Source organism: Bradyrhizobium sp. AUGA SZCCT0158 (assembly GCF_018130065.1).
Lineage (GTDB): Bacteria > Pseudomonadota > Alphaproteobacteria > Rhizobiales > Xanthobacteraceae > Bradyrhizobium.
Window position 1 is genome coordinate 36,367 of record NZ_JAFCME010000030.1, and the last position, 25,292, is coordinate 61,658.

General features: G+C 63.7%; 30 protein-coding genes. 21 read left to right on the top strand and 9 right to left on the bottom strand.

Annotated features, from left to right (window positions below; all coding sequences use genetic code 11):
- Positions 1–98 precede the first annotated feature (98 nt).
- Entirely contained in the window at positions 99–1,865 is a 1,767-nt protein-coding gene (locus JQ574_RS29745) for a methyl-accepting chemotaxis protein (RefSeq protein ID WP_212213165.1), read from the bottom strand.
- A 219-nt stretch (positions 1,866–2,084) separates the two neighbouring features.
- On the opposite strand from JQ574_RS29745, the gene JQ574_RS29750 reads away from it, so the two are divergent.
- The 11 genes from JQ574_RS29750 to JQ574_RS29800 all read left to right on the top strand — a co-directional run bounded on the left by JQ574_RS29750 (position 2,085) and on the right by JQ574_RS29800 (position 10,010).
- Positions 2,085–2,831 (top strand): YebC/PmpR family DNA-binding transcriptional regulator, encoded by a 747-nt coding sequence (locus tag JQ574_RS29750; protein ID WP_212213163.1) that lies wholly within the window; start codon positions 2,085–2,087, stop codon positions 2,829–2,831.
- Positions 2,832–3,086: 255 nt separating this feature from the next.
- Positions 3,087–3,614 carry a crossover junction endodeoxyribonuclease RuvC gene (gene ruvC / locus JQ574_RS29755; protein WP_212213160.1) on the top strand — a complete coding sequence of 176 codons (528 nt, stop codon included), beginning with the start codon at positions 3,087–3,089 and terminating at the stop codon, positions 3,612–3,614.
- On the top strand, positions 3,611–4,228 hold the full coding sequence (gene ruvA / locus JQ574_RS29760; RefSeq protein WP_212032930.1) for a Holliday junction branch migration protein RuvA: 618 nt from the start codon (positions 3,611–3,613) through the stop codon (positions 4,226–4,228). The genes ruvC and ruvA overlap by 4 nt, the downstream gene beginning before the upstream one ends.
- Positions 4,229–4,253: 25 nt before the next feature.
- Positions 4,254–4,568, top strand: coding sequence for an NIPSNAP family protein (locus tag JQ574_RS29765; RefSeq protein ID WP_212213156.1), 315 nt, complete (start codon positions 4,254–4,256; stop codon positions 4,566–4,568).
- Positions 4,569–4,607: 39 nt separating this feature from the next.
- On the top strand, positions 4,608–5,657 hold the full coding sequence (ruvB, locus tag JQ574_RS29770; protein WP_212213154.1) for a Holliday junction branch migration DNA helicase RuvB: 1,050 nt from the start codon (positions 4,608–4,610) through the stop codon (positions 5,655–5,657).
- A 12-nt stretch (positions 5,658–5,669) separates the two neighbouring features.
- Positions 5,670–6,326: a hypothetical protein gene (locus JQ574_RS29775; RefSeq protein ID WP_212213152.1), complete on the top strand. Its 657-nt coding sequence runs from the start codon at positions 5,670–5,672 to the stop codon at positions 6,324–6,326.
- A gap of 170 nt (positions 6,327–6,496) precedes the next feature.
- On the top strand, positions 6,497–7,366 hold the full coding sequence (locus JQ574_RS29780) for a DUF6869 domain-containing protein (RefSeq protein ID WP_212213150.1): 870 nt from the start codon (positions 6,497–6,499) through the stop codon (positions 7,364–7,366).
- Between the two features lie 91 nt (positions 7,367–7,457).
- On the top strand, positions 7,458–8,369 hold the full coding sequence (locus JQ574_RS29785) for a metallophosphoesterase (protein ID WP_212384128.1): 912 nt from the start codon (positions 7,458–7,460) through the stop codon (positions 8,367–8,369).
- 69 nt (positions 8,370–8,438) lie between these two features.
- Positions 8,439–8,888: a tol-pal system-associated acyl-CoA thioesterase gene (gene ybgC / locus JQ574_RS29790; protein ID WP_212213146.1), complete on the top strand. Its 450-nt coding sequence runs from the start codon at positions 8,439–8,441 to the stop codon at positions 8,886–8,888.
- A 71-nt stretch (positions 8,889–8,959) separates the two neighbouring features.
- A complete protein-coding gene (locus JQ574_RS29795) occupies positions 8,960–9,427 on the top strand; it encodes a nuclear transport factor 2 family protein (RefSeq protein WP_212213144.1) in 468 nt (155 codons plus the stop codon).
- Between the two features lie 7 nt (positions 9,428–9,434).
- Positions 9,435–10,010, top strand: a complete 576-nt coding sequence (locus JQ574_RS29800; protein WP_249119689.1) for a TetR/AcrR family transcriptional regulator — start codon at positions 9,435–9,437, stop codon at positions 10,008–10,010.
- Between the two features lie 148 nt (positions 10,011–10,158).
- Here the strand turns inward: JQ574_RS29800 and JQ574_RS29805 are convergent, their stop codons facing one another.
- Positions 10,159–10,803 carry a glutathione S-transferase family protein gene (locus JQ574_RS29805; RefSeq protein ID WP_212213142.1) on the bottom strand — a complete coding sequence of 215 codons (645 nt, stop codon included), beginning with the start codon at positions 10,801–10,803 and terminating at the stop codon, positions 10,159–10,161.
- A gap of 121 nt (positions 10,804–10,924) precedes the next feature.
- On the opposite strand from JQ574_RS29805, the gene JQ574_RS29810 reads away from it, so the two are divergent.
- Positions 10,925–11,632 carry a TetR/AcrR family transcriptional regulator gene (locus tag JQ574_RS29810; RefSeq protein ID WP_409411230.1) on the top strand — a complete coding sequence of 236 codons (708 nt, stop codon included), beginning with the start codon at positions 10,925–10,927 and terminating at the stop codon, positions 11,630–11,632.
- 144 nt (positions 11,633–11,776) lie between these two features.
- Here JQ574_RS29810 and JQ574_RS29815 read toward each other — a convergent pair whose 3' ends face one another.
- On the bottom strand, positions 11,777–12,742 hold the full coding sequence (locus tag JQ574_RS29815; RefSeq protein WP_212213283.1) for a glyoxylate/hydroxypyruvate reductase A: 966 nt from the start codon (positions 12,740–12,742) through the stop codon (positions 11,777–11,779).
- Between the two features lie 262 nt (positions 12,743–13,004).
- Between JQ574_RS29815 and JQ574_RS29820 the strand changes: the two genes are divergently transcribed.
- Together JQ574_RS29820 and JQ574_RS29825 are read left to right on the top strand one after the other, a co-directional pair.
- Complete coding sequence (locus JQ574_RS29820; RefSeq protein ID WP_212213138.1) at positions 13,005–13,373, top strand: YciI family protein; 369 nt, start codon at positions 13,005–13,007, stop codon at positions 13,371–13,373.
- Positions 13,370–14,644 (top strand): RNA polymerase sigma factor, encoded by a 1,275-nt coding sequence (locus JQ574_RS29825; RefSeq protein ID WP_212213136.1) that lies wholly within the window; start codon positions 13,370–13,372, stop codon positions 14,642–14,644. The genes JQ574_RS29820 and JQ574_RS29825 overlap by 4 nt, the downstream gene beginning before the upstream one ends.
- 358 nt (positions 14,645–15,002) lie before the next feature.
- Here JQ574_RS29825 and JQ574_RS29830 read toward each other — a convergent pair whose 3' ends face one another.
- Complete coding sequence (locus JQ574_RS29830; RefSeq protein ID WP_212213134.1) at positions 15,003–15,428, bottom strand: globin family protein; 426 nt, start codon at positions 15,426–15,428, stop codon at positions 15,003–15,005.
- Positions 15,429–16,080: 652 nt separating this feature from the next.
- Here JQ574_RS29830 and JQ574_RS29835 point away from each other — a divergent pair.
- From JQ574_RS29835 to JQ574_RS29845, 3 genes are read left to right on the top strand one after another with little or no spacing between them, the layout of a single operon-like run.
- Positions 16,081–16,506: a DoxX family protein gene (locus JQ574_RS29835; protein WP_212213280.1), complete on the top strand. Its 426-nt coding sequence runs from the start codon at positions 16,081–16,083 to the stop codon at positions 16,504–16,506.
- Between the two features lie 24 nt (positions 16,507–16,530).
- The gene (locus JQ574_RS29840; protein ID WP_212213132.1) at positions 16,531–17,067 is read left to right on the top strand and encodes an SRPBCC family protein; all 537 of its coding nucleotides are present in this window, start codon (positions 16,531–16,533) and stop codon (positions 17,065–17,067) included.
- A 55-nt stretch (positions 17,068–17,122) separates the two neighbouring features.
- Positions 17,123–17,539, top strand: coding sequence for a VOC family protein (locus JQ574_RS29845; protein ID WP_212213130.1), 417 nt, complete (start codon positions 17,123–17,125; stop codon positions 17,537–17,539).
- Positions 17,540–17,681: 142 nt separating this feature from the next.
- On the opposite strand, the gene JQ574_RS29850 is transcribed toward JQ574_RS29845, so the two are convergent.
- The gene (locus JQ574_RS29850; protein ID WP_249119690.1) at positions 17,682–18,113 is read right to left on the bottom strand and encodes a hypothetical protein; all 432 of its coding nucleotides are present in this window, start codon (positions 18,111–18,113) and stop codon (positions 17,682–17,684) included.
- A 179-nt stretch (positions 18,114–18,292) separates the two neighbouring features.
- Entirely contained in the window at positions 18,293–19,309 is a 1,017-nt protein-coding gene (cobT, locus tag JQ574_RS29855; RefSeq protein ID WP_212213125.1) for a nicotinate-nucleotide--dimethylbenzimidazole phosphoribosyltransferase, read from the bottom strand.
- 82 nt (positions 19,310–19,391) lie between these two features.
- Between cobT and cobS the strand changes: the two genes are divergently transcribed.
- Both cobS and JQ574_RS29865 read left to right on the top strand, forming a co-directional pair.
- The gene (gene cobS, locus JQ574_RS29860) at positions 19,392–20,144 is read left to right on the top strand and encodes an adenosylcobinamide-GDP ribazoletransferase (RefSeq protein WP_212213122.1); all 753 of its coding nucleotides are present in this window, start codon (positions 19,392–19,394) and stop codon (positions 20,142–20,144) included.
- Entirely contained in the window at positions 20,141–20,716 is a 576-nt protein-coding gene (locus JQ574_RS29865) for a histidine phosphatase family protein (RefSeq protein ID WP_212213119.1), read from the top strand. Before cobS ends, JQ574_RS29865 begins: the two co-directional genes overlap by 4 nt.
- A gap of 2 nt (positions 20,717–20,718) precedes the next feature.
- Here JQ574_RS29865 and JQ574_RS29870 read toward each other — a convergent pair whose 3' ends face one another.
- Positions 20,719–21,507: an SDR family NAD(P)-dependent oxidoreductase gene (locus tag JQ574_RS29870; protein WP_212213117.1), complete on the bottom strand. Its 789-nt coding sequence runs from the start codon at positions 21,505–21,507 to the stop codon at positions 20,719–20,721.
- A 153-nt stretch (positions 21,508–21,660) separates the two neighbouring features.
- Between JQ574_RS29870 and JQ574_RS29875 the strand changes: the two genes are divergently transcribed.
- Positions 21,661–22,044, top strand: coding sequence for a cupin domain-containing protein (locus JQ574_RS29875; protein WP_312014738.1), 384 nt, complete (start codon positions 21,661–21,663; stop codon positions 22,042–22,044).
- A gap of 125 nt (positions 22,045–22,169) precedes the next feature.
- On the opposite strand, the gene JQ574_RS29880 is transcribed toward JQ574_RS29875, so the two are convergent.
- Positions 22,170–23,837: a PAS domain-containing methyl-accepting chemotaxis protein gene (locus JQ574_RS29880; RefSeq protein ID WP_212384130.1), complete on the bottom strand. Its 1,668-nt coding sequence runs from the start codon at positions 23,835–23,837 to the stop codon at positions 22,170–22,172.
- Between the two features lie 270 nt (positions 23,838–24,107).
- Entirely contained in the window at positions 24,108–24,602 is a 495-nt protein-coding gene (locus tag JQ574_RS29885) for a helix-turn-helix domain-containing protein (protein WP_212213111.1), read from the bottom strand.
- A gap of 93 nt (positions 24,603–24,695) precedes the next feature.
- Here JQ574_RS29885 and JQ574_RS29890 point away from each other — a divergent pair, with 93 nt between their 5' ends.
- Complete coding sequence (locus JQ574_RS29890) at positions 24,696–25,247, top strand: dihydrofolate reductase family protein (RefSeq protein WP_212213108.1); 552 nt, start codon at positions 24,696–24,698, stop codon at positions 25,245–25,247.
- The last annotated feature ends 45 nt before the right edge of the window (positions 25,248–25,292 follow it).

Genomic DNA, 25,292 nt, shown 5'->3' on the forward strand with positions numbered 1-25,292 from the left:
GAGAGCGAACTGCTGGAGCGTTTTCGAGCGAAGCGTGTCCTCGGACTTGATCCGAGGTGGATACTGGTTCGCGTCGAGAAAACGCGTCAATCGAGAATCTACAGCCTATAGGCCGTGCGGAAGCCGCCCCAGTGCCGGCCCTTGACGCGGATCGGCACGTCGATCTCGCGCATCATCACGGTGTTGCCGTTGCCCATGTCGCGGGCGTAGCTCTGCACCAAATAGGCGCGCTGGTTGCGGCCGGCGGCGAGGCCCGCGGGATCGTTGAAGATGCGGCGGTTGCGGCTGTTGGCGGTGTTCCAGGTGACGTCGCCGGGCCGCTGCGGGTGTGAATAGATCTTGTTATGAACCGGCAGGTAGCCGTTCTGGTCAATCATCGCGCAGAACGTCATGCGCTTGTCTTTGGCAAGGAAAGCTTCCTGGAATGGCGGCAGCGCGCGGTCCGCCCAGTCCAGAATTTTGGTGCGGTACTGCACCGGGTTGCTGCCTGGTATTTCGACATAGTTGGTGTCGAACATGTCCTCGATCGAGATCGCGCCGCTGGCGACGCCCTGCTCGAAAATTTTCGTCAACGCCGCGCCTGCTTCCATGGCGCGGGTGACGAACTCGGTGTTCTCGTCGTGGATCGCCCACAATTTGTCTTCGATCGCCTCGCGCAACGCGGCATCCGGCCGCTCGAACTGCGCCTGCGCGCCGGCCTTGGAACGCTCGCTGATGCGAATTTTGCAGACGCCGATATCCGGCAGCGTGGCATCGAGGCTTTGGTTGGGCGGCAGCTTTTCGGCGTCTGCGCCGCTGATCAGGATGCCGTCGATCGAAATCTCGTAGACCGGCGCCGTGATCAGGCCGCGCGGGGTCTGGATTTCGACCTTGAGGCTGCAAGGCAGCTTTTCCTGTTTGCGCTGGCCCTGGCGCTCGCTTTGGCGCAGCAGCACCGCGCAGCGCGATTTGAGCTTCTGCGCAAAGGTCGTGACCGCGCGTCCGGCACTGGCGACGCTTTCGCCATGCGCTTCGGCTTCCTTGGTCGCAACATCGATCTCGGTGGCGCTTTCGCCGACCGAGACGATGAAGCGCGATGCGGAGGCGGCATTGTCGGACATTTCGCCGGTGGTCTGGCTTTGCTCGGCAACCGCGCCGTTGACGTTGTCGAACACCGGCCGGATCAATTCGATCGCCTGCGAAATCCGATGCACGGCGTCGACCGAGCCGGCGGCGTCACGCTGCAGCGCTTCGATCTTCCTGGTGATTTCCTCGGTGGCGTTCTGGGTCTGCACCGCAAGCGCCTTCACCTCGGTGGCGACGACGGCAAATCCGCGCCCGGCTTCGCCGGCGCGCGCGGCCTCGATCGTCGAATTGAGCGCCAGCAGCGTGGTTTGCCGCGCGATCTGCGCGATCAGATTGACGACATTGCCAATCGCCGCGGAGGATTCGCGCAACCGGTCCACATTGGCGCTGGCTTCGCGGGCGGCCTCGCTGGCCTGGTCGGCGAGCTTGCCGGCATCGCGCACCTGCTCGCCGATGCCCTGCGCCGAATGCGTGAATTTGTCGGCGGCCTGCGAGAAAGTGGTCGCGGTGCTCTGGGCTGCGGTGGTGCGGCCGGTCAGGGCGTCAGTGCGGTGGCGGATGGTGGTCAGCGTCGCCGCGGTCGCCTCGGCGCCGCCAGCGACCGAATGGGCCGCGCGCTCGAGCTGGCGGATCATGCCGCCGAGTTCGAGTTCGAGCAGTTCAAGGATTTCCTTGGCCGAATCGCTTTCAAGGGTGCCGTCGCTCGCGGCTGCTGCCGTCGGAACCGCACCCGGATTGTTGGGTTCAACGGCAGGCGCGGACGCCTCCGGCACTCGCTTTCGAAACAAACCGAACGCCATGGGCTCTCTTAACGGTTGGGGTCTCTTAAAAGTTGAGTAGGTGCGGCGCATCCTCTCATCCGGGCATGAAGTCATGGTTAACAACTGCCTCATATTCCATCTTACGGGCACTACTTAAGTACCAGAACGGCCTTGAATCTTTGATTTTGGCCGGTTGACGGCCTATAAGGCCGCGTTTTCATTCAAATCCGCTCACGAACGAATCCAAGAGACCCCCGCATGGCCGGCCATTCCCAGTTCAAGAACATCATGCACCGCAAGGGGCGGCAGGATGCCCAGAAGTCGAAACTGTTCGGCAAGCTGGCGCGGGAAATCACGGTCGCGGCCAAAATGGGCCAGCCTGATCCGGCGATGAACGCGCGGCTGCGCGCGGCGATCATTTCCGCCCGCCAGGAGAATATGTCGAAGGATTCGATCGAGCGCGCGGTGAAGAAGGCGAGCGGCGGCGAGGGCGAGAACTACGACGAGATTCGCTACGAGGGCTACGGACCCGGCGGCGTCGCCGTCATCGTCGAGGCGCTGACCGACAACCGCAACCGCGCGGCTTCCGACATCCGCTCCTACTTCACCAAGTCCGGCGGCAACCTCGGCGAAACCGGATCGGTTTCCTTCATGTTCGATCACACCGGCATCATCGAATACGACGCCAAGGTGGCCTCCGATGACGCGATGCTGGATGCGGCGATCGAAGCCGGCGCCGACGACGTTATTTCGAGCGAGAACGGCCACGAAATCTATGCCTCCAAGGAAACGTTTCGCGAGGTCGCCAAGGCGCTGGAAGCGAAGTTCGGCGAAGCCCGCAAGGCGGCGCTGACCTGGAAGCCGCAGAACACGGTGCCGGTGGACGACGAGACCGGCGAGAAGCTGCTCAAGCTGATCGACCATTTGAACGAGCACGACGACGTGCAGAATGTCTACGCCAATTTCGAAGTCTCGGACGCGCTGATGGCGAAGATGGGCGGGTGATTTGTCGTCCCTGCGAACGCGGCCCCACGCTCCGCTGTCGTCGCCCGGCATAGCCGTCTGAAGGACGGCGTCGCTTCCGCTCGCCTACGACCGGGCGATCCAGTACTCCGGGCAGTTGCGATTCATCACAGGCTTCCCGGCGTACTGGATCCCCGCCTTCGCGGGGATGACAATTGATGGTGGGTACGCGACCTGGGCAGGGGATGACTGTTCTCTTTATGTTTCGTTCACGGTGCTCTGGCGTTATCACAGGCCATGACATCTCCTCCGATTCGCCAACCCGTCCGGATTATCGGCATCGACCCCGGCCTGCGCCGCACCGGCTGGGGCGTGATCGAGACCGAGGGCAACCGGCTGGTCTTCATCGGCTGCGGCTCGGTGGAGCCGCCGGATGATCAGCCGCTGGCGAGCCGACTGCTCGCGATCCATGAAGGCCTCGCCGCTGTGCTCGGCGATTTCCGCCCGATGGAGGCTGCGGTCGAACAGACCTTTGTGAACAAGGACGGCGTTGCGACGCTAAAACTCGGCCAGGCGCGCGGCGTCGCCATGCTGGCGCCGGCAATGTTCGGCATATCGGTTGCCGAATACGCGCCGAACCAGGTCAAGAAGACCGTGGTCGGCGCCGGTCATGCCGACAAGAACCAGATCGCGGTGATGCTGAAAATCCTGCTGCCGAAGGCCGAGCCGAAATCCGCCGACGCCGCCGACGCGCTCGCGATCGCGATCACGCACGCCCATCACCGCGCCGGCACGGCGCTGCGGCTGAAGGTGGCGGGGATATGATTGGCAAACTGAAAGGCCTGATCGACTCCTACGGCGAGGACTACGTGATCCTCGACGTCGGTGGTGTCGGCTATCAGGTACATTGCTCATCGCGCACGCTGCAGGCGCTGCCCGCGCCCGGCGAGGCCGCGGTGCTCTCGATCGAGACCTATGTGCGCGAGGACCAGATCAAGCTGTTCGGCTTTCGCGGCGATATCGAGCGCGAATGGTTCCGCCTGCTGCAGACGGTGCAGGGCGTCGGCGCCAAGGTGGCGCTGGCGGTGCTCTCGACCTTGCCGCCGGCTGAACTTGCGAACGCGATCGCGCTGCGCGACAAGGCCGCGGTGACGCGCACGCCCGGCGTCGGGCCGAAAGTCGCCGAACGCATTGTCACCGAATTGAAGGACAAGGCGCCGGCATTCGCCAGCGTCGATCCGGCGCTGGTGCATCTTTCTGGAGCGATCGACAATGATCGCGCGCCACGCCCGGTCACCGACGCGATCTCGGCGCTGGTCAATCTCGGCTACGGCCAGCCGCAGGCGGCGGCCGCCATCGCGTCCGCCTCGCGCAGCGCCGGCGAGAATGCGGAAACGGCCCAACTGATCCGGTTGGGGCTGAAGGAACTCGCGAAATGAACGAACTGCGCTGGAGCATCACAAAATGATTACCTGTTATCTGCGTTACCAGCTCGATCCGGACAAGCTCGCCGACTTCGAGGCGTACGGCGCGATGTGGCTTGAACTGCTGCCGCGGTTCGGTGGCGTCCATCACGGCTACTTTCTGCCATCCGAAGGCGAGAGCGACGTGGCGTTGGCGATGTTCAGCTTTCCGAGCCTTGCGGCCTACGAACAGTACCGCAAGGATGCCGGCACCGATCCCGACTGCCAGAAGGCGGTCGCCTTCGCAAAACGGACTCGCTGCTTCATCCGGTATGAACGGTCGTTTTTCCGGCCGTTGTTTCCAAAAACGGCCTAGGACTGGGCCAAGAGGTGAGAAAGACATACAAGTAGCCGCATGAACACGCCCTCCCGCATCGTCACCCCCGAGCGCCGCAGCGACGATGTCGGCGATACCGCGCTGCGCCCGCAATTGCTGGCGGAGTTCGTCGGCCAGGCGCAGGCGCGGAAGAATCTCTCGATCTTCATCGAGGCGGCGCGCAAGCGCGGCGAGGCGCTGGATCACGTGCTGTTCGTCGGGCCTCCCGGCCTCGGCAAGACCACGCTGGCGCAGATCGTGGCGCGTGAACTCGGCGTCGGCTTTCGCGCGACCTCCGGACCTGTGATTGCCAAGGCCGGCGACCTCGCCGCGCTCCTGACCAATCTCGAAGAGCGCGACGTGCTGTTCATCGACGAAATCCATCGCCTCAGCCCGGCGGTCGAGGAGGTGCTCTATCCTGCGATGGAGGATTTTCAGCTCGATCTCATCATCGGCGAGGGCCCGGCGGCGCGATCGGTAAAAATCGAGCTGGCGAAATTCACCCTGGTCGGCGCCACGACGCGTGCGGGCCTGCTCACCAATCCGCTGCGCGATCGCTTCGGCATTCCGGTGCGGCTGAATTTCTACACCGTGGAAGAGCTGGAGAAGATTGTCACCCGCGGCGCCCGTGTGCTCAACATCGGCATGACGCCGGACGGCGCCAACGAGATCGCGCGCCGCGCCCGCGGCACGCCGCGCATCGCCGGTCGGCTGCTGCGCCGGGTGCGGGATTTTGCGTCCGCCGCGGATGCCACCTCTGTCGACCGCGCCATTGCCGACCATGCGCTGAGCGCGCTGGAAGTCGATGCCGCCGGCCTCGATGCGATGGACCGGCGATATCTTTCGACCATCGCGCTGAACTATGGCGGCGGCCCGGTCGGCGTCGAGACCATGGCGGCGGCGCTGTCGGAGCCGCGCGATGCGATCGAGGACATCATCGAGCCGTTCCTGATCCAGTGCGGCTACCTGCAGCGCACCCCGCGCGGCCGGCTGTTGACCTCGCACGCCTTCAAACATCTCGGCCTCGCCGAACCCGCCCGCGATCCGGCGCAGTTCGGCCTGTTCGGCGGCGGGAACGACGAAGACTGAGGAGGCCTTTCGTTGCGCGCAGCATGGCTGATCTGGCTTGCGGTGACTGTGCCCCTGAGTGGTTACTTCCTGGCCGGTTATGTCGCCAGCCTAAGCGCGGCTGTTCCGATCACGCTCTCGCCCGGCTTCGTCGCCAACCAGACGCTGTTCCGATTCGGAGACGATCGCTTGCGGATGGAATTGGAATTCCGCGGGGAGCATACCGACAGACCCGAGCTCGGCGAGTATACGACCCGATCACGTCCTTCGGATCGTCTGGAATTCTCGAACCCAGGTGCGGAAATTCTTCTCAAGGCATCGTCGGACTCGTCAGAAATCCCGACCCCGTATTCGGCGTTACCGAAGACAGGCTACGACAGTTCTCATATTTACCGAGGTTTGGTTGCTGAATTGAATGAGGCTCTTGGGGTATGGAATTGGCCGCCGACAAACCCCGGTCTCGCTCTCCAGTCCGGTATGAACAGCGTGCGTATCGAAGTAACAACTGTTGGTCCACAGCTTGCCGGCGAAAGCGTAAGGTTGCTCATTCACCCTGAAGTCGGGTTCAAGGCGTGCGGGTCGCAGGTCTGCTGGCTCTGGGGTTGGTTTGCTTGGCCGTTCTTTCTCTTTACCCAGTCGATCTGGGCTCTTGTCCTCGTCAGCAGAGACCGAAGTCGCGCGATGAAGTGAACCCGACAGCGGCGCGCGTGATCCGAGCCAGTCGGATTTTTCGGCGGCCAGCATCGCGACGACTGAGATCATCGAACCGGATCGGCCCAATCACGCACTAACAGAAAATATCAACAAGTCGGCGGCGCGCGCATCGCGCGGGACCGGCTGTTTTTGCCGTGGAGTGCCAGATGAAATCGACCGAAGACGCCAAGGTGCTGGCCGTTGTCGCGGCAGCGCCGGAACTGGGCACGCCCGACGATTCCGACAACTTCCTCAACGCGATGCCTGTCGACGAACTGGCCTCATTGTGGGCTGTGCTGCAGCGGCTGAGCAAGCGCGACCAGACCTCCGGCGCCTGGGCGGCCAAGCTCTATTTCGATCATCTGCCGCACCGCAAGCCGGATCGCGCGCTCGATCTTGCGCTCGAAGTGCTGCGCAGTGAATCCGACAAGCCGACCGTGATGCAGCTCAATGAAAAGTTCATGATGTCGCTGATGTATGCCCACGGCGAAAGCGTGATCGATCGGATCGAGGCCGAGGCGAAGGACAATGCCCGGCTGCGCTGGCTGCTCGGCGGCATTCTGCTCGGACCAAACAAGCCGTTGAAGCAACGCATCCAGGCGATCGCCGACCTCAAGGGCTGGAAGGCCGACGACATCGCGCGACGGACCCCAAAACAGCCGCTCGATTGCGAAGCCATGACGCTGCCGGAGTTGGCTCGCGCCTGGGTCGAACAACATTCGAAATCCGACAGCGACCGCGATGACAATTTCTTTGCGATGATGGATTATGAGAGCGAATTGCGGGAGGAGGATCCGGACAGGGCGATCGATCTGATCGTCGCGATCCTCGAGATCGAGACCAATCCGGCGCTGCTGTCGCTCCTCGCGGCCGGTCCGCTCGAGGATGTCATCAGCATGGAAACCATCGACCGCATCGAGCGCGAGGCGCAGGCCAGCGACCGTTTTCGAGATCTTTTGGGCGGCGTCTGGTACTACCGCGCCTCCGACGAATTGAGGGCCCGGCTCGACGCGCTGGTCGGGGAGAACAGGTGGTAACCTTAATGCAACTGCTGACGATCTGCACAAACGCACCCCAATTCCGGCTCAATACCCGCCCATGTTTGCGATGCATCACGATTGACCAGCCATGATTTCACGCCGACATTTCTTTAAACTCTTTGGTGGATTGGGCGCTCTCGGCGTCACGACCACGGCCTACGGATTCTCCGAACCCGCGCTGCAGCTTCGCGTCACGCGGTACAACCTTCTGCCGCCGCAATGGCCCGCCGATCTCAAGCTCAAGATCGCCGTCATCACCGACCTGCACGCCTGCGATCCCTGGATGTCGCTCGACCGCATCCAGGGGATCGTCGAGCGCACCAACGCACTGAAGGCCGACGTCATCGTCATGCTCGGCGACTACGTGGCCGGGCACCGCAAGGTGACGCGCTTCATCCCGGCCGATGAATGGGCGCCGGTGCTGGCCGGGCTCAAGGCCCCGCTCGGCGTGCACGCCATTCTCGGCAATCACGACTGGTGGGAAGACAAGGAGGTGCAGCGCGAAGGCAAGGGCCACACCATCGCCCGCCGCGCGCTGGAGGCGTCAGGTATTCCGGTTTACGACAACGACGCCAAGCGTCTCACCAAGGACGGGCGTTCGTTCTGGCTGGCCGGCCTTGGCGATCAACTGGCCTATTTTCCGGCACGCCGCTTCCGCCCGGTGCGGCGTATCGGCGTCGACGATCTCGGGGCCACGCTGGCGAAAGTCAGCGATGACGCGCCGGTTATTCTGCTGGCGCATGAGCCCGACATCGCCAGGCGCGTGCCGGCGCGGGTGTCACTGCAGCTCTCCGGTCATACCCATGGCGGTCAGGTGCGCCTGTTCGGCTGGTCGCCGGTGTCGCCGTCGGGACAGAAACTGGCCTACGGCCATATCCGCATGAAGCACGACATCGTCGTCTCCGGTGGCCTCGGCTGCAGCATCATGCCGCTCCGCATCGGCGTTCCCCCGGAGATCGTGCTGGTGACGCTGGGCGGGCAGGGCCCGGTCGTGGCGTAATCTGTCGCGCTTGCGCGGCAGGCGGATTTTGCGCAAAACGATGGCTTTCCAGGCGATCGAGGGCCGCAATTGACTTTACCCCACATCGACGGCGCGGTCCGCGACGGCCGCCATCACATGCAGGTCCGCGTCTACTACGAGGACACGGATTTCTCCGGCATCGTCTACCACGCCAATTATCTGCGCTTCATGGAGCGCGGCCGCACCAATCATCTGCGGCTGATGGGTGCCGATCAGCATGCGCTGTTCGAGCAGGCGCAGGCGGAGACGCCGGGCTTTGCCTTCGTGGTCCGCTCGATGGAAATCGATTTCCTGCGGCCGGCGCGGATGGACGATCTGCTCGACGTGGTGACCTGGCCGATCGCGGTGAAGGGCGCCTCGATCACGCTGGCGCAGGAAGTGCGACGCGGCGGGGAAGCTCTGGTTACGGCCAAGGTGCGCGTCGCCTTCATTTGCGAGGGGCGGGCGAAGCCGATCCCGAAATCGCTCCGGTTGCTGCTGAAGGCCGATCTGGATTGATTTCGCCGAATACTTGACACTCTGTACCGATCGGTACAGTCTCCGGCTCGTTCAGAAGCCGGAGATACCCGATGTCGCGCCCGCCCTTGCCGCCGTTCACGCGAGAGACCGCTGCCCAGAAAGCGCGCATGGCGGAGGACGCCTGGAATTCGCGCGATCCCGTGCGGGTCTCGCTGGCCTATACCGAGGACAGCCGCTGGCGGAACCGCGCCGAATTTTTCGAAGGCCGCGCCGCGATCGTTGAATTCCTCACCCGCAAATGGGCGAAGGAGCACGAATACCGCTTGATCAAGGATCTCTGGGCCTTCGACGCCAACCGCATCGCGGTGCGCTTCCAGTATGAATGGCATGACGGTGCCGGGCAGTGGCACCGCTCCTACGGCAACGAGCAATGGGAGTTCGACGAGCACGGCCTGATGCGCCGGCGCGAGGCCAGCATCAACGATGTCGAGATTGCCGAGAAAGACCGGCGCTTTCATTGGGCCGCGCCCGGACCGCGTCCGGCGGATGTCGCGGGCTTGAGCGAGAGCCCGTTCTAGCGGAGCCATGGCCAAGGGAACTATAGCCAAGACCGTTTCCGAACGCGCCGACCTATTGCCGCTGATCTCGGAGGTGTTCCGCAGCCACGGTTATGAAGGCGCGACGCTGGCGCTGATCGGCAAGGCCACGGGTCTGGGGAAGGGCAGCCTCTATCATTTCTTCCCCGACGGCAAAGCGCAGATGGCGGCGGAAGTCCTGGCCGAGATTGATCACTGGTTTGAGGTCAATATCTTCGCAGCCCTGCGCAACTCCGATGATCCCGCACAGGCGATTTCCGACATGACCGCTTGTGTCGACCGCTATTTCCGTTCGGGCCACCGCGTCTGCCTGGTCGGCGTCATCGCGCTCGGGGCATCGCGAGATATTTTCAGCTCGCAGGTAGCGGATTATTTCAGCCGCTGGAACGATGCGCTGGCACAAACACTGCGGCGCGCCGGCTTCAGCGCAAGGGTAGCGCGGCGGCGATCTGCCGATGCGCTGCTGACCATTCAGGGCGCGCTGGTGCTGGCGCGGGCGCTCGACGACACAAAAGTGTTCGGGCAGGCGATGGTGGATATGAAGGCGCGTTTGCTGGCGAAATGAGGTACGTCACTTTCCATTGATGTCGTCCCGGCTTTGAGCCGGGACCCATACCGCGTGATCTATCGGTAGAAAAAAGTCGGCAGACACCCGCCTAAATTACGCACGCCGCGGCGTATGGGCCCCGGCGTTCGCCGGGGCGACAACTGAATTACGCCGCCGCCTTGTGCCGGGCGATCTCGGCCTTGTAGAGGTCGAACTCTTCCGCCAGCGCTTTCGCCACGCTCGGCCGCTTCTTCATCCGGTCGAGATAATCCTTCACGGCTGGATATTTCGAAAAGTCGATCATCGGGGTCGCGATGCTCCAGTTCAGCACGGTGGTGAGATAGGCGTCCGCCACGCTGAAATGATCGAGCACGAATTCACGCCCCTCGAGATATTTGTTGAGGTAGTCGAGGCGCGACAGATACCGCTCCAGCGTATAGGCCTTGACCTCCGCCGGCACGGTCTTGCCGAGCAGCGGCGTGAACAGGCCCTTGTGCAGTTCGGTGCCGATGAAGCACAGCCATTGCTGCAGCTTCGAGCGTTCGATGCCGGGTCCGGCGCCGATATTGGAATCGGACAGGCGCTCGGCGACGTGCTGCAGGATCGCGGCGTTCTCGGTCAGCGTCACGCCGTCGTCGGTCCGCACCACGGGCACGAGGCCGAGCGGATTGACCGCGTAGAAATCCGAATCGTCCTTCAACACGCGTTTCGTCTTGGGGTCGACCTCGATGAAGTTGGCCTGGCTGCCGGCCTCATACAGCGCGATCCTGGTTGCCATCGAGCAGGCGAGGGGCGAGAAATAAAGGTCCATGGTCGAATCTCCCTGTGGGGTTCACTTTTGGGGTTTCGGTCTTTGGCTTCAGACGGTCGCGACGGCTGAGCTTGATTTATGTACCGCTTCGTATAAATAAGCGTCAAGGATTATTTGCAAGATGGTACAAAAAAGGAATCCACCGCCGCCGCGTGCCCGGGCCAAGGCGAAGGCTGAGCTTTCAATGCCCGAGCCTGCGAGGCCGCAACCCCCGGCCGGCGGCATCCCGCCAAAACGCCGCGGCCGGCCGCGCGCCTATGAGCCTGACGTGGCGCTGTCGCGCGCGCTCGATGTGTTCTGGAAGGACGGCTTTGCCGCGACCTCGCTCGATGATCTCAGCGCCGCCACCGGCATGAACCGGCCGAGCCTCTATGGCGCGTTCGGCGACAAGCGCGAACTCTACAAGAAGACCTATGAGAGCTACCGCAACCGCGCCCGCGCGCGGATGGGCGAGGCCTTCGCGGCCGACATGCCGCTGCGGCCGATGCTGCTTCGAATCTATGGCATCGCGCTCGACATGTATCTGTCGGGCGAGGGCGGACCGCGCGGCTGTTTCACTGTGATGACCGCGACCTCGGAAGCGGTGTTCGACCCTGACATCCGCGCCCTGGTGGTCAGCGGCCTCGGCGAGATGGATCGATTCTTTGCGCGGCTGTTCAAGATCGCACAGGAGCGCGGCGAACTCGCCGCCTCCGCCGATCCGCAAGTGCTGGCGAATCTCGCGTCGGCGACCATCCACACCATTGCGATCCGCGCCCGCGCCCAGATCCCGCGCGCGGAACTGGAAGCGCTCGTCAACGGCGCTGTCGATGTGATGGTGCGCGGGTAACTGTCGTCCCGGCCTTGAGCCGGGACCCATACGCCGCGGCGGATGTTGTTGAATGGAAGATAACGACCAGCGTGCAAACCAATAATCGCCGGTGGCTATGGGCCCCGGCTCAAGGCCGGGACGACATCGTCATTCAAATTGGACTCAATACCCCCGTCCGCGGTCCACCACATTCTCCAGCGCGCCGCCGGCCTCGAAACGTTCGATCTGCTGCGCGACGTATTTCGAAATCTCTTCGGGATCGGTGTCGGCGGCGTTGTGCGGGGTCAGCACCACCTTTGGATGGGTCCAGAACGGGCTGTCCGCGGGCAGCGGTTCGGTCACGTAGACGTCGAGCGAGGCGCCGCCGAGGGTGCCGTCTTCCAGGCAGCTCAGAATGTCGGCTTCGTTCTGCAAGGCGCCGCGGCCGGCATTGATCAGGACCGGCGCGCCCATCGGGCTGCTGCGGTTGAGTTTCTCGAACATCCCGCGATTGAGGATACCCCGCGTATCGGCCGTGAGCGGCAGTAGGCTGACCAGAATGTCGGTCTGCCGCAGGAAGGCCTCCAATTGCTGTTCGCCGTGAAAGCAGGGGACGCCGGCGATTTCCTTGGGGCTCCGGCTCCAGCCGACGACCTTGAAGCCGACGTGCTTGAGGACCCCGGCCGCATGGGCACCCAGCGCGCCCAACCCCATGATGCCGACGGTGATCGCGCCCGCCGCCCATTGCGGCTGCGGCGACCAGCGTTTCACCCGCTGGCTCTCGCGCAGATAAAGCTCCTGCCGATGGTGCATCAGCGCGTGCAGCACGACATATTCGGTCATCCGCTCGGTAAGGTCGCTTACCGCGACCCGCACCAGCGGCAGGTCGGGCAGCGAGGTGTCAGCCATCAGCGCATCGACGCCGGCGCCGAGGTTGAAGATGACGCGCAGATTCTTGAACGCGGCGAGGTCCCCCGGCTTCGGCTTCCATACCGCGGCGTAATGGACCTCGGCCGGGTCGAACGATGGATCCGGCATCTCCACCACGAGGCGATCCGGGCAGACGTCGCCAAACCGCTTCATCCACCGCGACGCTGCCCAGTTATCGGTCCCGCCACGCACCAGCAGCGCAAGCGCCCCTTTTTTCATTGATTTTCCCTTCGTATCGCCACGCAGCGTGACCGGTACCTTCTGAGGATTGAACATTCCTCTAACCTCCTTTCATCAAGCAAGGGAGATACCAAATGGCCAAATCATCGTAATTCCGGCTGCGGTCATGGCTGTCATGCACCTGCCGGCATTTCGATTGTCGGTCTCTGACAGGGCACGGAACACTCGAAAATTTCTTTCGCTCCCCTGTCGGCAGCGGGCATAACCATTCGTCATTACAAAGAACGGAGATGCCGGTCGCATGCTGTACGCCATCCTTTGCTACCACGACGAAGATTTAACGGGTTCCTGGACCAAGGAACAGGACGCCGCGGTCATGACGAAACTGCGGGTCGTGCAGGACAAGCTCACCAAGCAGGGCCGGCTCGGCCCGGTGGCGCGGCTGCTGCCGACCACGGCGGCGACCACCTTGCGCAAGGACGATCCGCCGGTCGTGATCGACGGCCCCTATGCCGAAACCAAGGAGCAACTGCTCGGCTTCTATGTCGTCGATTGCGAGAATCTCGACGCGGCGCTCGACGTCGCGCGCGATCTCGGCAAGGCCAATCCCGGCGGCGCCTATGAGATCCGCCCAGTTGGCCATTTCACACCCGGGAGCGCACCGAAATGACCGACACCGCCTGGATCGATAACGCGCTGACCTCGGCGCGCCCCCAGGCGGTCGGCGCGCTGCTGCGCTATTTCCGCAACCTCGACACCGCCGAGGAAGCATTCCAGAACGCCTGCCTGCGGGCGCTGAAAAGCTGGCCGCAGAACGGCCCGCCGCGCGACCCCGCGGCGTGGCTGATCATGGTCGGGCGCAACGTCGCGATCGACGACATCAGGCGGGGCCGCAAGCAGGAGCCGCTGCCCGAGGACGACCACGCGATCTCGGATACCGACGATGCCGAGGAGCAACTCGCCGAGCGACTCGACGGCTCGCATTACCGCGACGACATTCTGCGGCTGCTGTTCATCTGCTGCCATCCGGATTTGCCGGCGACACAGCAGATCGCGCTGGCGCTGCGCATCGTCTCGGGCCTCTCCGTCAAGCAGATCGCGCGCGCCTTCCTGGTTTCGGAGGCCGCGATGGAGCAGCGCATCACGCGTGCAAAAGCGCGCGTGGCTGACGCCGACGTGCCGTTCGAGACACCGGGGGCCGTGGAGCGCACCGAGCGGCTGGCTGCGGTAGCCGCGATGATCTATCTGATCTTCAATGAGGGCTATTCGGCGAGCGGCGATACCGCCGAGATCCGCAGCCCGCTGTGCGAGGAAGCGATCCGGCTGGCGCGGCTGTTGCTGCGGCTGTTCCAGAGTGAGCCCGAGATCATGGGGCTGACCGCGCTGCTGTTGCTGCAGCACGCGCGCGCCGCGGCGCGGTTCGATGCCGATGGCGCGGTGATCCTGCTCGACGACCAGGATCGCACGCTGTGGAATAGCAAGATGATCGCCGAGGGGCTGGCGCTGATCGACAAGGCGATGCGCCATCGCCGCAGCGGGCCCTATCAGATTCAGGCGGCGATATCCGCCCTGCATGCCCGCGCCGAAAAGCCTGAGGATACCGACTGGACCCAGATCGATCTGCTGTACGGCGCGCTTGAGATCATGCAACCATCGCCCGTGGTCACGCTGAATCGCGCCGTCGCTGTTTCGAAGGTGAAGGGTCCCGAAGCCGCGCTTGACATGATCGAGCCGCTGGCGGCGCGGCTGTCGAATTACTTTCATTACTTCGGCGTGCGCGGCGCCTTCCTGATGCAGCTCGGCCGCAACGATGAAGCCCGTGTCGCCTTCGACCGCGCCATCGCACTGGCCAATACCTCGGCCGAGGCCGCCCACATCCGCATGCACCTCGACCGCCTGATGCGCGACAGCAAGCCGCGCGGCGCCAAGGCGGGGAAGTAGCCTAGCTTCCTCATCTAGAGCTTGATCAAGTTAGGTCAAATAGCAACCGCGAAGGAAGCGCGCTCCCTCTCCCGCTTGCGGGAGAGGGCTGGGGTGGGGGTCTATCCGCGATTCGCACTCTTCGATTGGAGAGAGCCCCCACCCGCCGCGCTTCGCGCGTCGACCTAAGAGCGAGCTTCGCTCGTCTCGACCCCGCAAGCGGGAGAGGTGCAGCGAGACCGCCGCCAGACCAATTCAACATAACCTCATCACGCCATTAGCGCCTCACGACGGCTTCCGCCGGGGCTGAAGCGCCGCCGGAAACGGCGCGCTCATCACCGAATCAATCTTGTCGCAAATGGGCTTCAGGCGGCGCCGGTCATGCGGCGTCCGGAACCGTCTTCGCCGCATTGCGCATCACGCCGGCGACGGCCGTGTAGGCCGCGATCCAGGCGTCCTGCACCGGCGGTGTCCACGCGGTTTGCAGGCCCTGTTCGAGCGTCCACAGCAATGCGGCGCCGACCGAGTCGTAATGCTTGTCGAGGACGCCGTAAGCGACGTGTTTCTTGCCGAGCGTTTCCAGCACCGGGATCAGCGGCGCGAGGTTGTCGAGACCGCCGATCACGGTTGCCAGCGCCTGCATCAGCTTCTTGCGCTGCTCCGGCATGTCGGTGCTCTCAAACATGGGGCGCGTGGACGGGTCGATTTCGAACAGCCTGCCGTAGAACAGTTGCGCGGCGGTATCGGCGATCGGGACCACCATGCCCCAGGTAGTTTTGACAAGCGCCTTCTGGTCGGGGGTCATGGTCGTGCTCCGCAATGAATGATTTAAATGATTGGTCTTCAATGAATTTGGCATTGGTCGCGCTTCGCTGTGAAAGGCCGCGCCAGCTGCGGCCCCCAATTAGCCCGCTGAGTGTACGCAGCCGGGAGACGGCGTTCCCGAACCGGCGATTGCGGAGCCAGGACGCGACGCAGGGCGTATGCAACAGCAGAATAAATCCCTGCGGCAAGATTTCCGACACCGCCGCCGATGACGATCATGGCGTAGGACATCGAGTCCTCAGGCCGGTTGGTTTGGACAAGCGTCTTTTGTTCGCAGGACATTGGTCGTGCTCCAGAATGGATGGGTTTTGCCGGGGGCGGCTGTTTCGATTGACAGCCGTTAGTCGCGCCTTCGCGATGAAAGGTTCGTGCCAGGCGCGCGGTTATCTCGATCGCATGCCGCTGATCGCACGCATGAAATCGACCATGGTGATGTGTGCCATCTCGATCAGAGATGTCTTCGCCGGAGACCGTGTTGGCGGCGTGCTCTGTCGATTCATGCGGCCCACCTCCCACCGCTTGTGTGGCGTGGGGTGCGGCGGCCTCTGAAAAAAGTTCGGCCGTCCTGTCTGTTTGCGTCAGGCTCGTTCGTCCTGGAATTGTGCAAATGACAGGAGAAAGCCATGTCCACCATGTCTGCGATCGCCGAAACCGCGCCGGTCGCCAAAACCGCCCGCTGGACCGGCCGTGTTCTCTCCGGCCTGGTCATCGTGTTCCTGCTGTTCGACGGCGCCATCAAGCTGGTGCCGTGGCCGGTCGTCACGGAAACGATGGACAAGATGGGTTATGGTTCGAGCGAAACGCTGGCGCGCAGCCTGGGCATCATCACCATCGTCTGCACGGTGCTGTATTCGGTGCCGCCGACCTCGATCCTCGGCGCCATCCTGTTGACCGGTTACCTCGGCGGCGCGATGGCATCCCATGTCCGGATCGACAGCCCGCTGTTCACCCACACGCTGTTCGGGCTTTATCTCGGCCTGATGGTATGGGGCGGGCTGTGGCTGCGCGATCCGGCCTTGCGCAATTTCATTCCTTTCCGCCGCCGACTTCCATCATAATGACCAGCCCGTACGGAGCCTGACATGCTCGACATCATTGCCATCATCGCCGTCATACTGGCGATTGCCATCGCCGCCGTGCTGGTTCTGGCCGCGACCAAGCCGGATACGTTCCAGGTCCAGCGCGCCATCAGCATCAAGGCGCCGGCGGACCGGATATTTCCGCTGATCAACGATTTTCGCCAATGGCGCAGCTGGTCGCCCTACGAGGACAGGGATCCTGCGCTGAAGCGCACCTATGGCGGCGCCGACAGCGGCAAGGGCGCGGTCTATGCCTGGGACGGCAACAAGAATGTCGGGTCCGGCCGCATGGAAATCCTCGAAACGTCAGTGCCCTCGAGGATCCTCATCAAGCTCGATTTCTTCAAGCCGTTCGAAGGTCACAACACCGCCGAATTCACAATGCTGCCGCAGGGCGATGCTACCCGTCTGACCTGGACGATGACCGGCCCCGCCGTGTTCCTGTCCAAGGTGATGCAGGTGTTCATGAACCTGGACCGCATGATCGGCAGGGATTTCGAGACTGGTCTTGCCAATCTGAAGAAGCTCACCGAGAAGTAGCGCACGGTCACCGCGAATGCGTTCACGTCAAATCTGTCCACCCAAGGAGCCAACCATGCAGGTCAATCCCTATCTGTTCTTCAACGGAAATTGCGAAGAAGCACTGAAGTATTATGAGAAAGTGCTCGGCGCCAAGATTGACGCGATGATGCTCTATGAAGGCGGGCCGGCCGACATGCCGATCCCTGCGGAATGGAAGAAGAAGATCATGCACGCCAGTTTCACGGTCGATGGCGAGGTGGTGATGGCCTCCGACGCATTTCCCGGCGACTTCCATCAGCCGCAGGGTTTTTCGGTCGCGCTGCAGGTCGATGATCCCGCCGACGCCGAGCGCCGCTTCAATGCACTGGCCGATGGCGGCACCGTGAAGATGCCGTTTGCCAAGACCTTTTTCTCCAATGGTTTCGGCATGTGCGTCGACAAGTTCGGCACGCCCTGGATGGTCAACTGCCCGGCAGATATGCAGTCATGACGGTGGGTGCGTAGCTGCGTAGGGTGGGTAGAGCCACCGGGTCGCGCGAATGCGCGCCCGATGATAAACTCCGCGAAACCCACCACTTTCCCCGCTCAAAGGCGGTGGGTTACGGCTTCGCCTAACCCACCCTACAGATCCTTCACCTGCACGACGGGTAAATCGCGGCGAGTTCGCGCCCGCGCAGCAACAACATCCGCGACGTCAATCCGCCGCGGCGGCTGATCCAGTTACGGACCGGCGCCGGATAGGCTTCCAGCACCGCCTGCGACGCTTCCGGTTCGGCATACAACCGGCCGCGGCGGTCGATCGACCGCGCGCCGTGGAAGCCGAGCACCGCGCGGCGCGTCACGCAGATGCGTTCGTTCGGTACCGTGCTCAGCACCAGCGTGCAGGCCGACAGGCATGGCCCGTCGATCACGACGCGCTCGCCGGACGCGCGCAGGCGCTCGAACAGGTCGAGAAACGGGCCGACCTGTCCGCCGGGGCTGGCGAGGATGCGCACCTCGGCACGAACAGGTGAAACCGCCGCGCATAGCGCCGCCGCAACAACAATTGCCTTGATGAGCGCCATTCGCATGTGCGGCTCCTTCGTCCCGGACCTGTTGAACCAGTCAACCTCGGCGCGGCCGGCAAGGTTCGCTAGAGCCTCGGTTCCGATTGCATCAGAATCGAGGCTCGAACTTCTCTTTTTTGACGCGAACCGGTACCCACCCCCGGATCAAGCCGAGGGCATGCTCGCTCGAAAACGCTCTAATCATCCGCGCCGGAAACCCCGGCCTCGGCGAACGTCGCCATCCCGGCGTGGCAGGCCAGCGCCGCACGCATCAGCAGGATTGCGAGACCGGCGCCTGAGGCTTCGCCAAGCCGCATGTCGAGATCGAGCAGCGGGGCCAGGCCGAGTTCGCGCAAGAGATCGCGATGCCCTGACTCGGCGGAGACATGCCCGGCGCGGCAGTGATCCAGCGCGCCCGCGTCGAGATGCGCCAGCGGCAGCACGGCCGATGTCGCCACGAACCCGTCGAGCAGCACCGGTATGCCGTGCCGCCGCGCCGCCAGCACGGCGCCGGCGATACCAGCCAGCTCGCGGCCGCCGAGCGCCGCCGCCACGGCCAGCGGATCCAAGAGAATGCCGCGGTGATAGTCCAGCGCCGCATCGATCACCGCGCGCTTGCGCGCCAGCCCTTCATCATCGACGCCGGTGCCGCGGCCGGCCCAGCGCGCCGCGCCGCCGCCGATCAACGCCGCGCACAGCATCGCCGCCGACGTGGTGTTCGCGATGCCCATCTCGCCGACCGCCAGCAGGTCGCAATCTTCGGGCACGGCGCGGTAGCCGATCTCGACCGCGTTCAGGAAATCATCGGCATCCATCGCGGCGGCCATGGTGAAGTCGCGGGTCGGCCGATCGAGCTCGATCGGCACCACGCGCAGATCGGCGCCGGCCAGCCTGGCGATCTGATTGATGGCGGCACCCCCGGCGGCAAAATTCGCCACCATCTGCGCGGTGACTTCAGGCGGATAGGCCGAGACGCCGCGCGCGGCGACGCCGTGATTGCCGGCGAACACGGTTATCGTGACGCGATCCAGCCGCGGCGATTCGCGGCCCTGCCATTGCGCCAGCCAGATCGCAAGCTCTTCGAGCCGGCCGAGGCTTCCCGGCGGCTTGGTCAGGTTCTGCTGACGGCGCACGGCGGCTTCCGCGAACCGCACGTCGCCTTCGGGCAAGTCGCGACAGAAAGCGCGGATGTCGTCTAGACTGTCGAACTGCATGCGATTCCCTATGTGCATGATTGCGCGCGATCATGCACGAGTCGGACGGGCCGCAGGTTAAGACGATTTTTCAGGTTACACCATGAATGAATGGCTCGACGATTTAAGAACGGCCGTCGCGTTCCTGACGCGACTGCCGATGCCGCATCCGCAAGGCCCGATGCCGGCCAATTTCGTGCGCGCGCACCGGATGTTTCCGGTCGTCGGCGCCTTGATCGGCGCGGTGGTGGGACTGGTCTGTCTCGGCCTGCGGTCCGTCGGTGTGCCTGATCTCGCCGCCGCCGCGCTTGCGCTCGGCGCCGGCGCGATCCTGACCGGCGCGCTGCACGAGGATGGCCTCGCCGACGTCGCCGACGGTTTCGGCGGCGGCCGCGACCGCGCCGCCAAACTCGAGATCATGCGCGACAGCCGGCTCGGCACTTACGGCGCGCTGATCCTGCTGGTCAGCTTTGCCGCCAAGCTTTCCGCGCTGGCGGCGGTTCCGGACGGCTATGTCGTGCCGAGCCTGATCGCCGCGCACGCGCTTGGCCGGGGCATCCTGCCCTGGATGTCGGTGAAGCTGCCCTATGCGCGCAACGACGGCCTCGCCCGCAACGCCGGCCAGCCCGATGCGGCGACGGCGACGATCGCCGTCGTGCTGGCGGTGATCGTCGCGCTGCTGTCGCTGTCCTGGAGCAACGCGCTGTTCGCGGCGCTGCTGGCCGGCTTGAGCGGTTTCGGCATGGCGTGGCTGGCGCAGCGGCAGATCGGCGGCCAGACCGGCGATGTGCTGGGTGGCGCCGAGCAGGTGGCGGAGACCGCTATCCTCGTGCTGTTGGCGGCGCGGCTCGCATGAGCGACGAAACGCATCTCTGGCTGATCCGGCACGCGCCGGTCGACGGACCGCGCGGCGTGATTCACGGCCCGGATGCGCCGGCCGATGTCAGTGACGCTGCGGCCTTTGCGGCGCTCAAAACAAGATTGCCGCCGGGCGCCCATGCGGTCTGCAGCCCGGCGCGGCGAACGCGGCAGACCGCACTCACGCTCGGACTCGATCCGGTCGAGGAGGCAGCCTTCCGCGAACAGGATTTTGGCGCGTGGACCGGGCGGCGGCACAATGATCTCACCACCGAACTCGGCGATGCCTATCAGGCGTTCTGGAAATCGCCCGCCAGCAACCGGCCGCCGGGCGGCGAAAGCTTTGTCGATCAGATCGATCGCGCGCGGGACGGACTTTCGCGTCTGCCCGCGGGCGAGGCGGTGCTGGTCGTGCATTCCGGCACCATCCGCGCGGTGCTCGCCATCGCGCTGGATCTTGCGCCCGACAACGCACTGCGCTTCGTGATCGATCCGCTGTCGCTGACAAGGATCGATCGCCTCGATGCCGGCTGGCGCGTCGGGTCAGTCAACCAGCGCTGGTGGGAATAGCGTCAACCATTCCTTCGTTCCCCGCGCAGCGTCGGCAAGCCGATGCCGGCGGCGTCAAAGCCACCGTCGACGGCCAGCACCTGCCCGGTGATGTAGCTGGAGCGGTCGCTGCAGAGGAAGAACACCGCTTCCGCCAGTTCTTCTTCGAGGCCATAACGATTGAGCGGAATGGCGTCGTGGTAATCGGCGCGGATTTCCGGGGTGTGGACCGCCTTCGCCATCGCGGTCTCGACCGGGCCGGGCGCGACGGCGTTGACGCGGATGCCGAGCGAGGCCAGTTCGACCGCGAGCTGCTTTGTCAAATGCGCAAGCCCCGCTTTGCTGGTGCCGTAGGCCGAACGCAGCGTCGAGGCGCGCACCGCCGAGATCGACGTGATGTTCACCACTGCGCCGCCGCCATGTTCGCGCATCAGGGGCGCGGCGGCCTTGGTGCAGATAAATGGCCCGGTGAGATTGACCGCGAGGATCCGGTTCCAGTCCTCGTCCGATGTCTCGAGCAGGGGTGCGAACACCGCGACGCCGGCGTTGTTCACCAGCGCATCGAGCCGGCCAAAGCGCCCGATCACACTTGTCATCGCCGAGGCCACCGCGCCGGCATCGCTGACGTCGCAATGCAGCGCCTGCGTGTTGTCCGGATTGGCCAGCGCGGCGACCGCGCCACGCAGCAATTCGCCCTCGATGTCGAGCAGCGCCACGCGCCAGCCATCGGCGAGAAAGCGTTTTGCGGTCGCAAGCCCGATGCCGCGCGCGGCGCCGGTGACGAGTGCGACTTTTGACAGGGAAGAGGGCATGGAGGAGGTCCGCTGGTGATTGATTCTTTGGCTCTATACCCCACGCCGTTCATTGTGTCTCGAACCTGCCGGCAGCCCGCGCTTGCATTCTGCGCCGCATCCGGCGCACGCTCTCGAACCACGCGAGGTCACGGCAACCGAAAGGGTCCGGCAATGATGGTGGTCGACGTCAGGGATATGCCACCGGAGCAATGGCGGCTGGGTGTGGAGACCCGCATGCTGGTTTCGGCGCGCAACGGCGCCAGGCATTTATGCATCTTCGAGCAATGGATAGCGCCCGGCGCCGGCGCCCCGACGCATTCGCATCCCGTAGAGGAGGTGCTCACCGTGCGCGAGGGCGAGGCCGAGATGTGGCTCGGCGCGGAACGCAGCATCGTCACGTCGGGGCAATCCCTGATCGTGCCGGCTGGGCAACTGCACGGCTTCCGCAATTCCGGCACTACCACGCTGCACATCCACGCCGTGCTGGCGTCGCCGATCTTCGAGGCCACGGTCGAGGGCGCGACGGAAGTGACGCGGCGGTGGGAAGCGGTCTGAGCGTCCGCCGATGCCGAAAAAATCCGGCACCGCTGCGCTTCTGCGCCTGCGGTGCCGGTCAAGCTCGCCTTCGGGATGGCTCCCGAAGGCTGATTGAACCGATACGAGGGGCTGGCGGTCCCGTATCAGGCCAATTCCGCGGAGGCGCGCTGCATGTTGGACGACATGTCCGATGTGACGGCGCTCTGTTCTTCCACGGCAGCCGCCGTGGAAGCGATGAACTCGTTGACGCTGGCGATCGCCTCCTTGATGGCCGTGAGCGAGCCCACGACTTCGCTGGCGACGCCGTTGAGCTGTTCGATCTCCTTCGAGATCGTGTCGGTGGCGTGCTTGGCCTGATTGGCAAGGTTCTTGACCTCGGAGGCCACCACGGCAAAGCCGCGGCCCGCTTCGCCGGCACGGGCCGATTCGATGGTGGCATTCAGCGCCAGAAGATTGATCTGTCCGGTGATGTTGCCGATCAGCTCGACGATCCCGCTCATGGCCTGCGAAGCGGCGCTGAGCTTCACAGCTTGCGCGTCCGCGGCGTCGACCCGCGCGGTCGCATTCGCGGCATTCGCCTTGGACTTGGTCATGGTCTCGGAAATTTCGCGGATCGAGGCGCTCATCTCCTCGCTGCCCGCCGCCACCGACTCGATCAGGCCGCGGGCGTTCTCGGCCTTCTTGCGCGCGATCGCCTGGGCGGTGATGTCGGTCGCGTATTTCACCACCTTGAACGGCTTGCCGTTGAGGTCGAGGATCGGATTGTAGGACGCCTGGATCCAGATCTCGCGGCCGCCCTTGGCGATCCGCTTGTATTCCGCCGCCTGGTACTGGCCGCGATTGAGGCTTTCCCAGAATTCGCGATACGCCGGCGCATTGCGCTCGTTCGGCTCGACGAACATGCCGTGATGCTTGCCCTGGATTTCCGGCAGCGAATAGCCGAGCGCGGCGCAGAAATTCGGATTGGCGGTGCGGATGGTGCCGTCCATGTTGAATTCGATCACGGCCTGCGATTTGACGATCGCTGCGATCTGGCCGTCATTGTCGGCGGCTTTCAGCTTTTGCGCGGTGACGTCGGTGGCGAACTTGACCACCTTGAACGGCTTGCCGGTCTCGTTGAGGATCGGATTGTAGCTGGCGAGGATCCAGATTTCCTTGCCGCCCTTGCCGAGCCGTTTGTATTCGGCGGCTTCGTACTGACCGCGGTTCAGCCGCGCCCAGAACTCGCGATAGGCCGCGCTGTCGCGATCTTCCGGGATCACGAACATGCTGTGGTGCTTGCCCTGGATCTCATCGAGCGCGTAACCGACCGCGCCGAGGAAATTCTCGTTGGCGGTGACGATGGTGCCGTCCATGTTGAATTCGATCACGGCCTGGGCCCGGCTGATCGCGGCGATCTTGCCGGCGTCCTCCATGCTGTGGACCTTTTGCGCCGTGATGTCGGTCGCGAACTTGATGACCCCGACCGGTTTGCCGCCACTATCGAGGATCGGATTGTAGGACGCCTGGATCCAGATCTCGCGGCCGCCCTTGCCGAACCGCTTGTATTGCGCGGCCTGGTATTCGCCCCGGTTCAGCCGCGCCCAGAATTCGCGATAGGCCGCGCTCTCGCGCTCGGCCGGATCGACGAACATGCCGTGATGCTTGCCCTGGATTTCGGCCAGCGTGTAGCCCACGGCGCCGAGAAAATTCGGGTTCGCCGTGACGATGGTGCCGTCGAGCTTGAACTCGATCACGGCCTGCGACTTGTTGATGGCAGCGGCTTGGGCAAGCGCGCTTTGGGTGTTTGCTTTCTTTTGCAAATTGAACACGTGAGGCTCCGCGCAGTTTAAAAAATGGATGGCTGATAATTCACCGGGAAAAGTTGCAGATACCCGTTTATCAACGGTAAACCATCTCGCGCGCCAATGTTTTGCCTGATGAAATTGGTGCGATGCGCTGCTCGGTGTGAACTTCATGTGCGCCCTTCATTCATCGCGATAATTTTTCGCGTGTGCACGTTGATGTGCAGAGTGAATGCCTCTGACGTGGCCTGCTGGCCTACGTATTCATACGGAGCGCATTCTTCAGATTTTTGAACATTATGTCCGGTTCACGACACTCTCACACGCCGCCTGGAGCCGCTCACCGACCGTCGGTCCCTTCTTGCGCCGGGCAATGCCGAGATGTGTCTCGCGCAACTCGTCCATGAACTCTGACCACATTTTGGGTCCGCCCTCGCTGAGCAGCCTGGCGCGGATGCCGAGTTCTTCGGAGACCGGGAGATATTGGTAACCCCAGGCCGCCATCTGCGCGAGGACCGGCAGCAATTCGATGCCCTGTTCGGTCAGCGAATAGATTCCCTTCTGCTTGTGGCTGGGATCGTCCTCGCGGGTGATGATGTCGGCATCGAGCAACGTCTTCAGCCGGTCGGCGAGGATGTTGGAGGAGATGCCTTCCTCCGACTTGGTCAATAGCTCGCGAAAATGCCGCCGGTTGCCGAACATCATGTCGCGGATGATGAGCAGGCTCCATTTGTCGCCGACCACTTCCAGCGTGAGGTTGATCGGGCAGCCGGAGCGTTGATCGTCGGTCATGGAATTCGTCCCCGAAAAACTGCTTGCAATATTGCACTGGTTGCCTCAGACTGCAACCAGTTGCAAATTGCAATCAGTTAAGGGAGCGCAGAGATGGCAAAGCTGATCATGTGGAACCTGATGACGGTGGACGGCTTCGTCGAAGGGCCGAACCGGGACATCTCCTGGCATGAAGACGTCTGGGGCGAAGAACTCGAGCGATTGTCGATCGAGCAGCTCAACGCCGCCGGCGGATTGCTGTTCGGCCGCTTCACCTATGAGCTGATGGCGAACCATTGGCCGAAGGCGACCGGCGAGGTCGCCGACTTCATGAATGCGGTGCCGAAATACGTGTTCTCGCGCACGCTGAAACAATCCGCCTGGAACAACACGCGGATGTTCGCAGAGGATGCGGCTGATACCGTCACCAAATTGAAGCGCGATGCGACGAAGGATATCTTTCTGTTCGGCAGCGCCGATCTGGCGTCGCACCTGATCCCGCACGGCGTGATCGACGAATTCCGCATCGCGCTGAACCCGATCATCTTTGGCGGCGGAACGCCGTTGTTCAAGCAGGGCGCGCGGACCAAGCTGAAGCTGCTGGACAGCCGGGCGTTGTCGACCGGCATCGTGATCCTGCGCTACGCGCCGGCAGTTTCGAAATAGTTCGCCGCAAATGTCGGTTGGCCAAAACCTGGTTCGTCTTGCTGG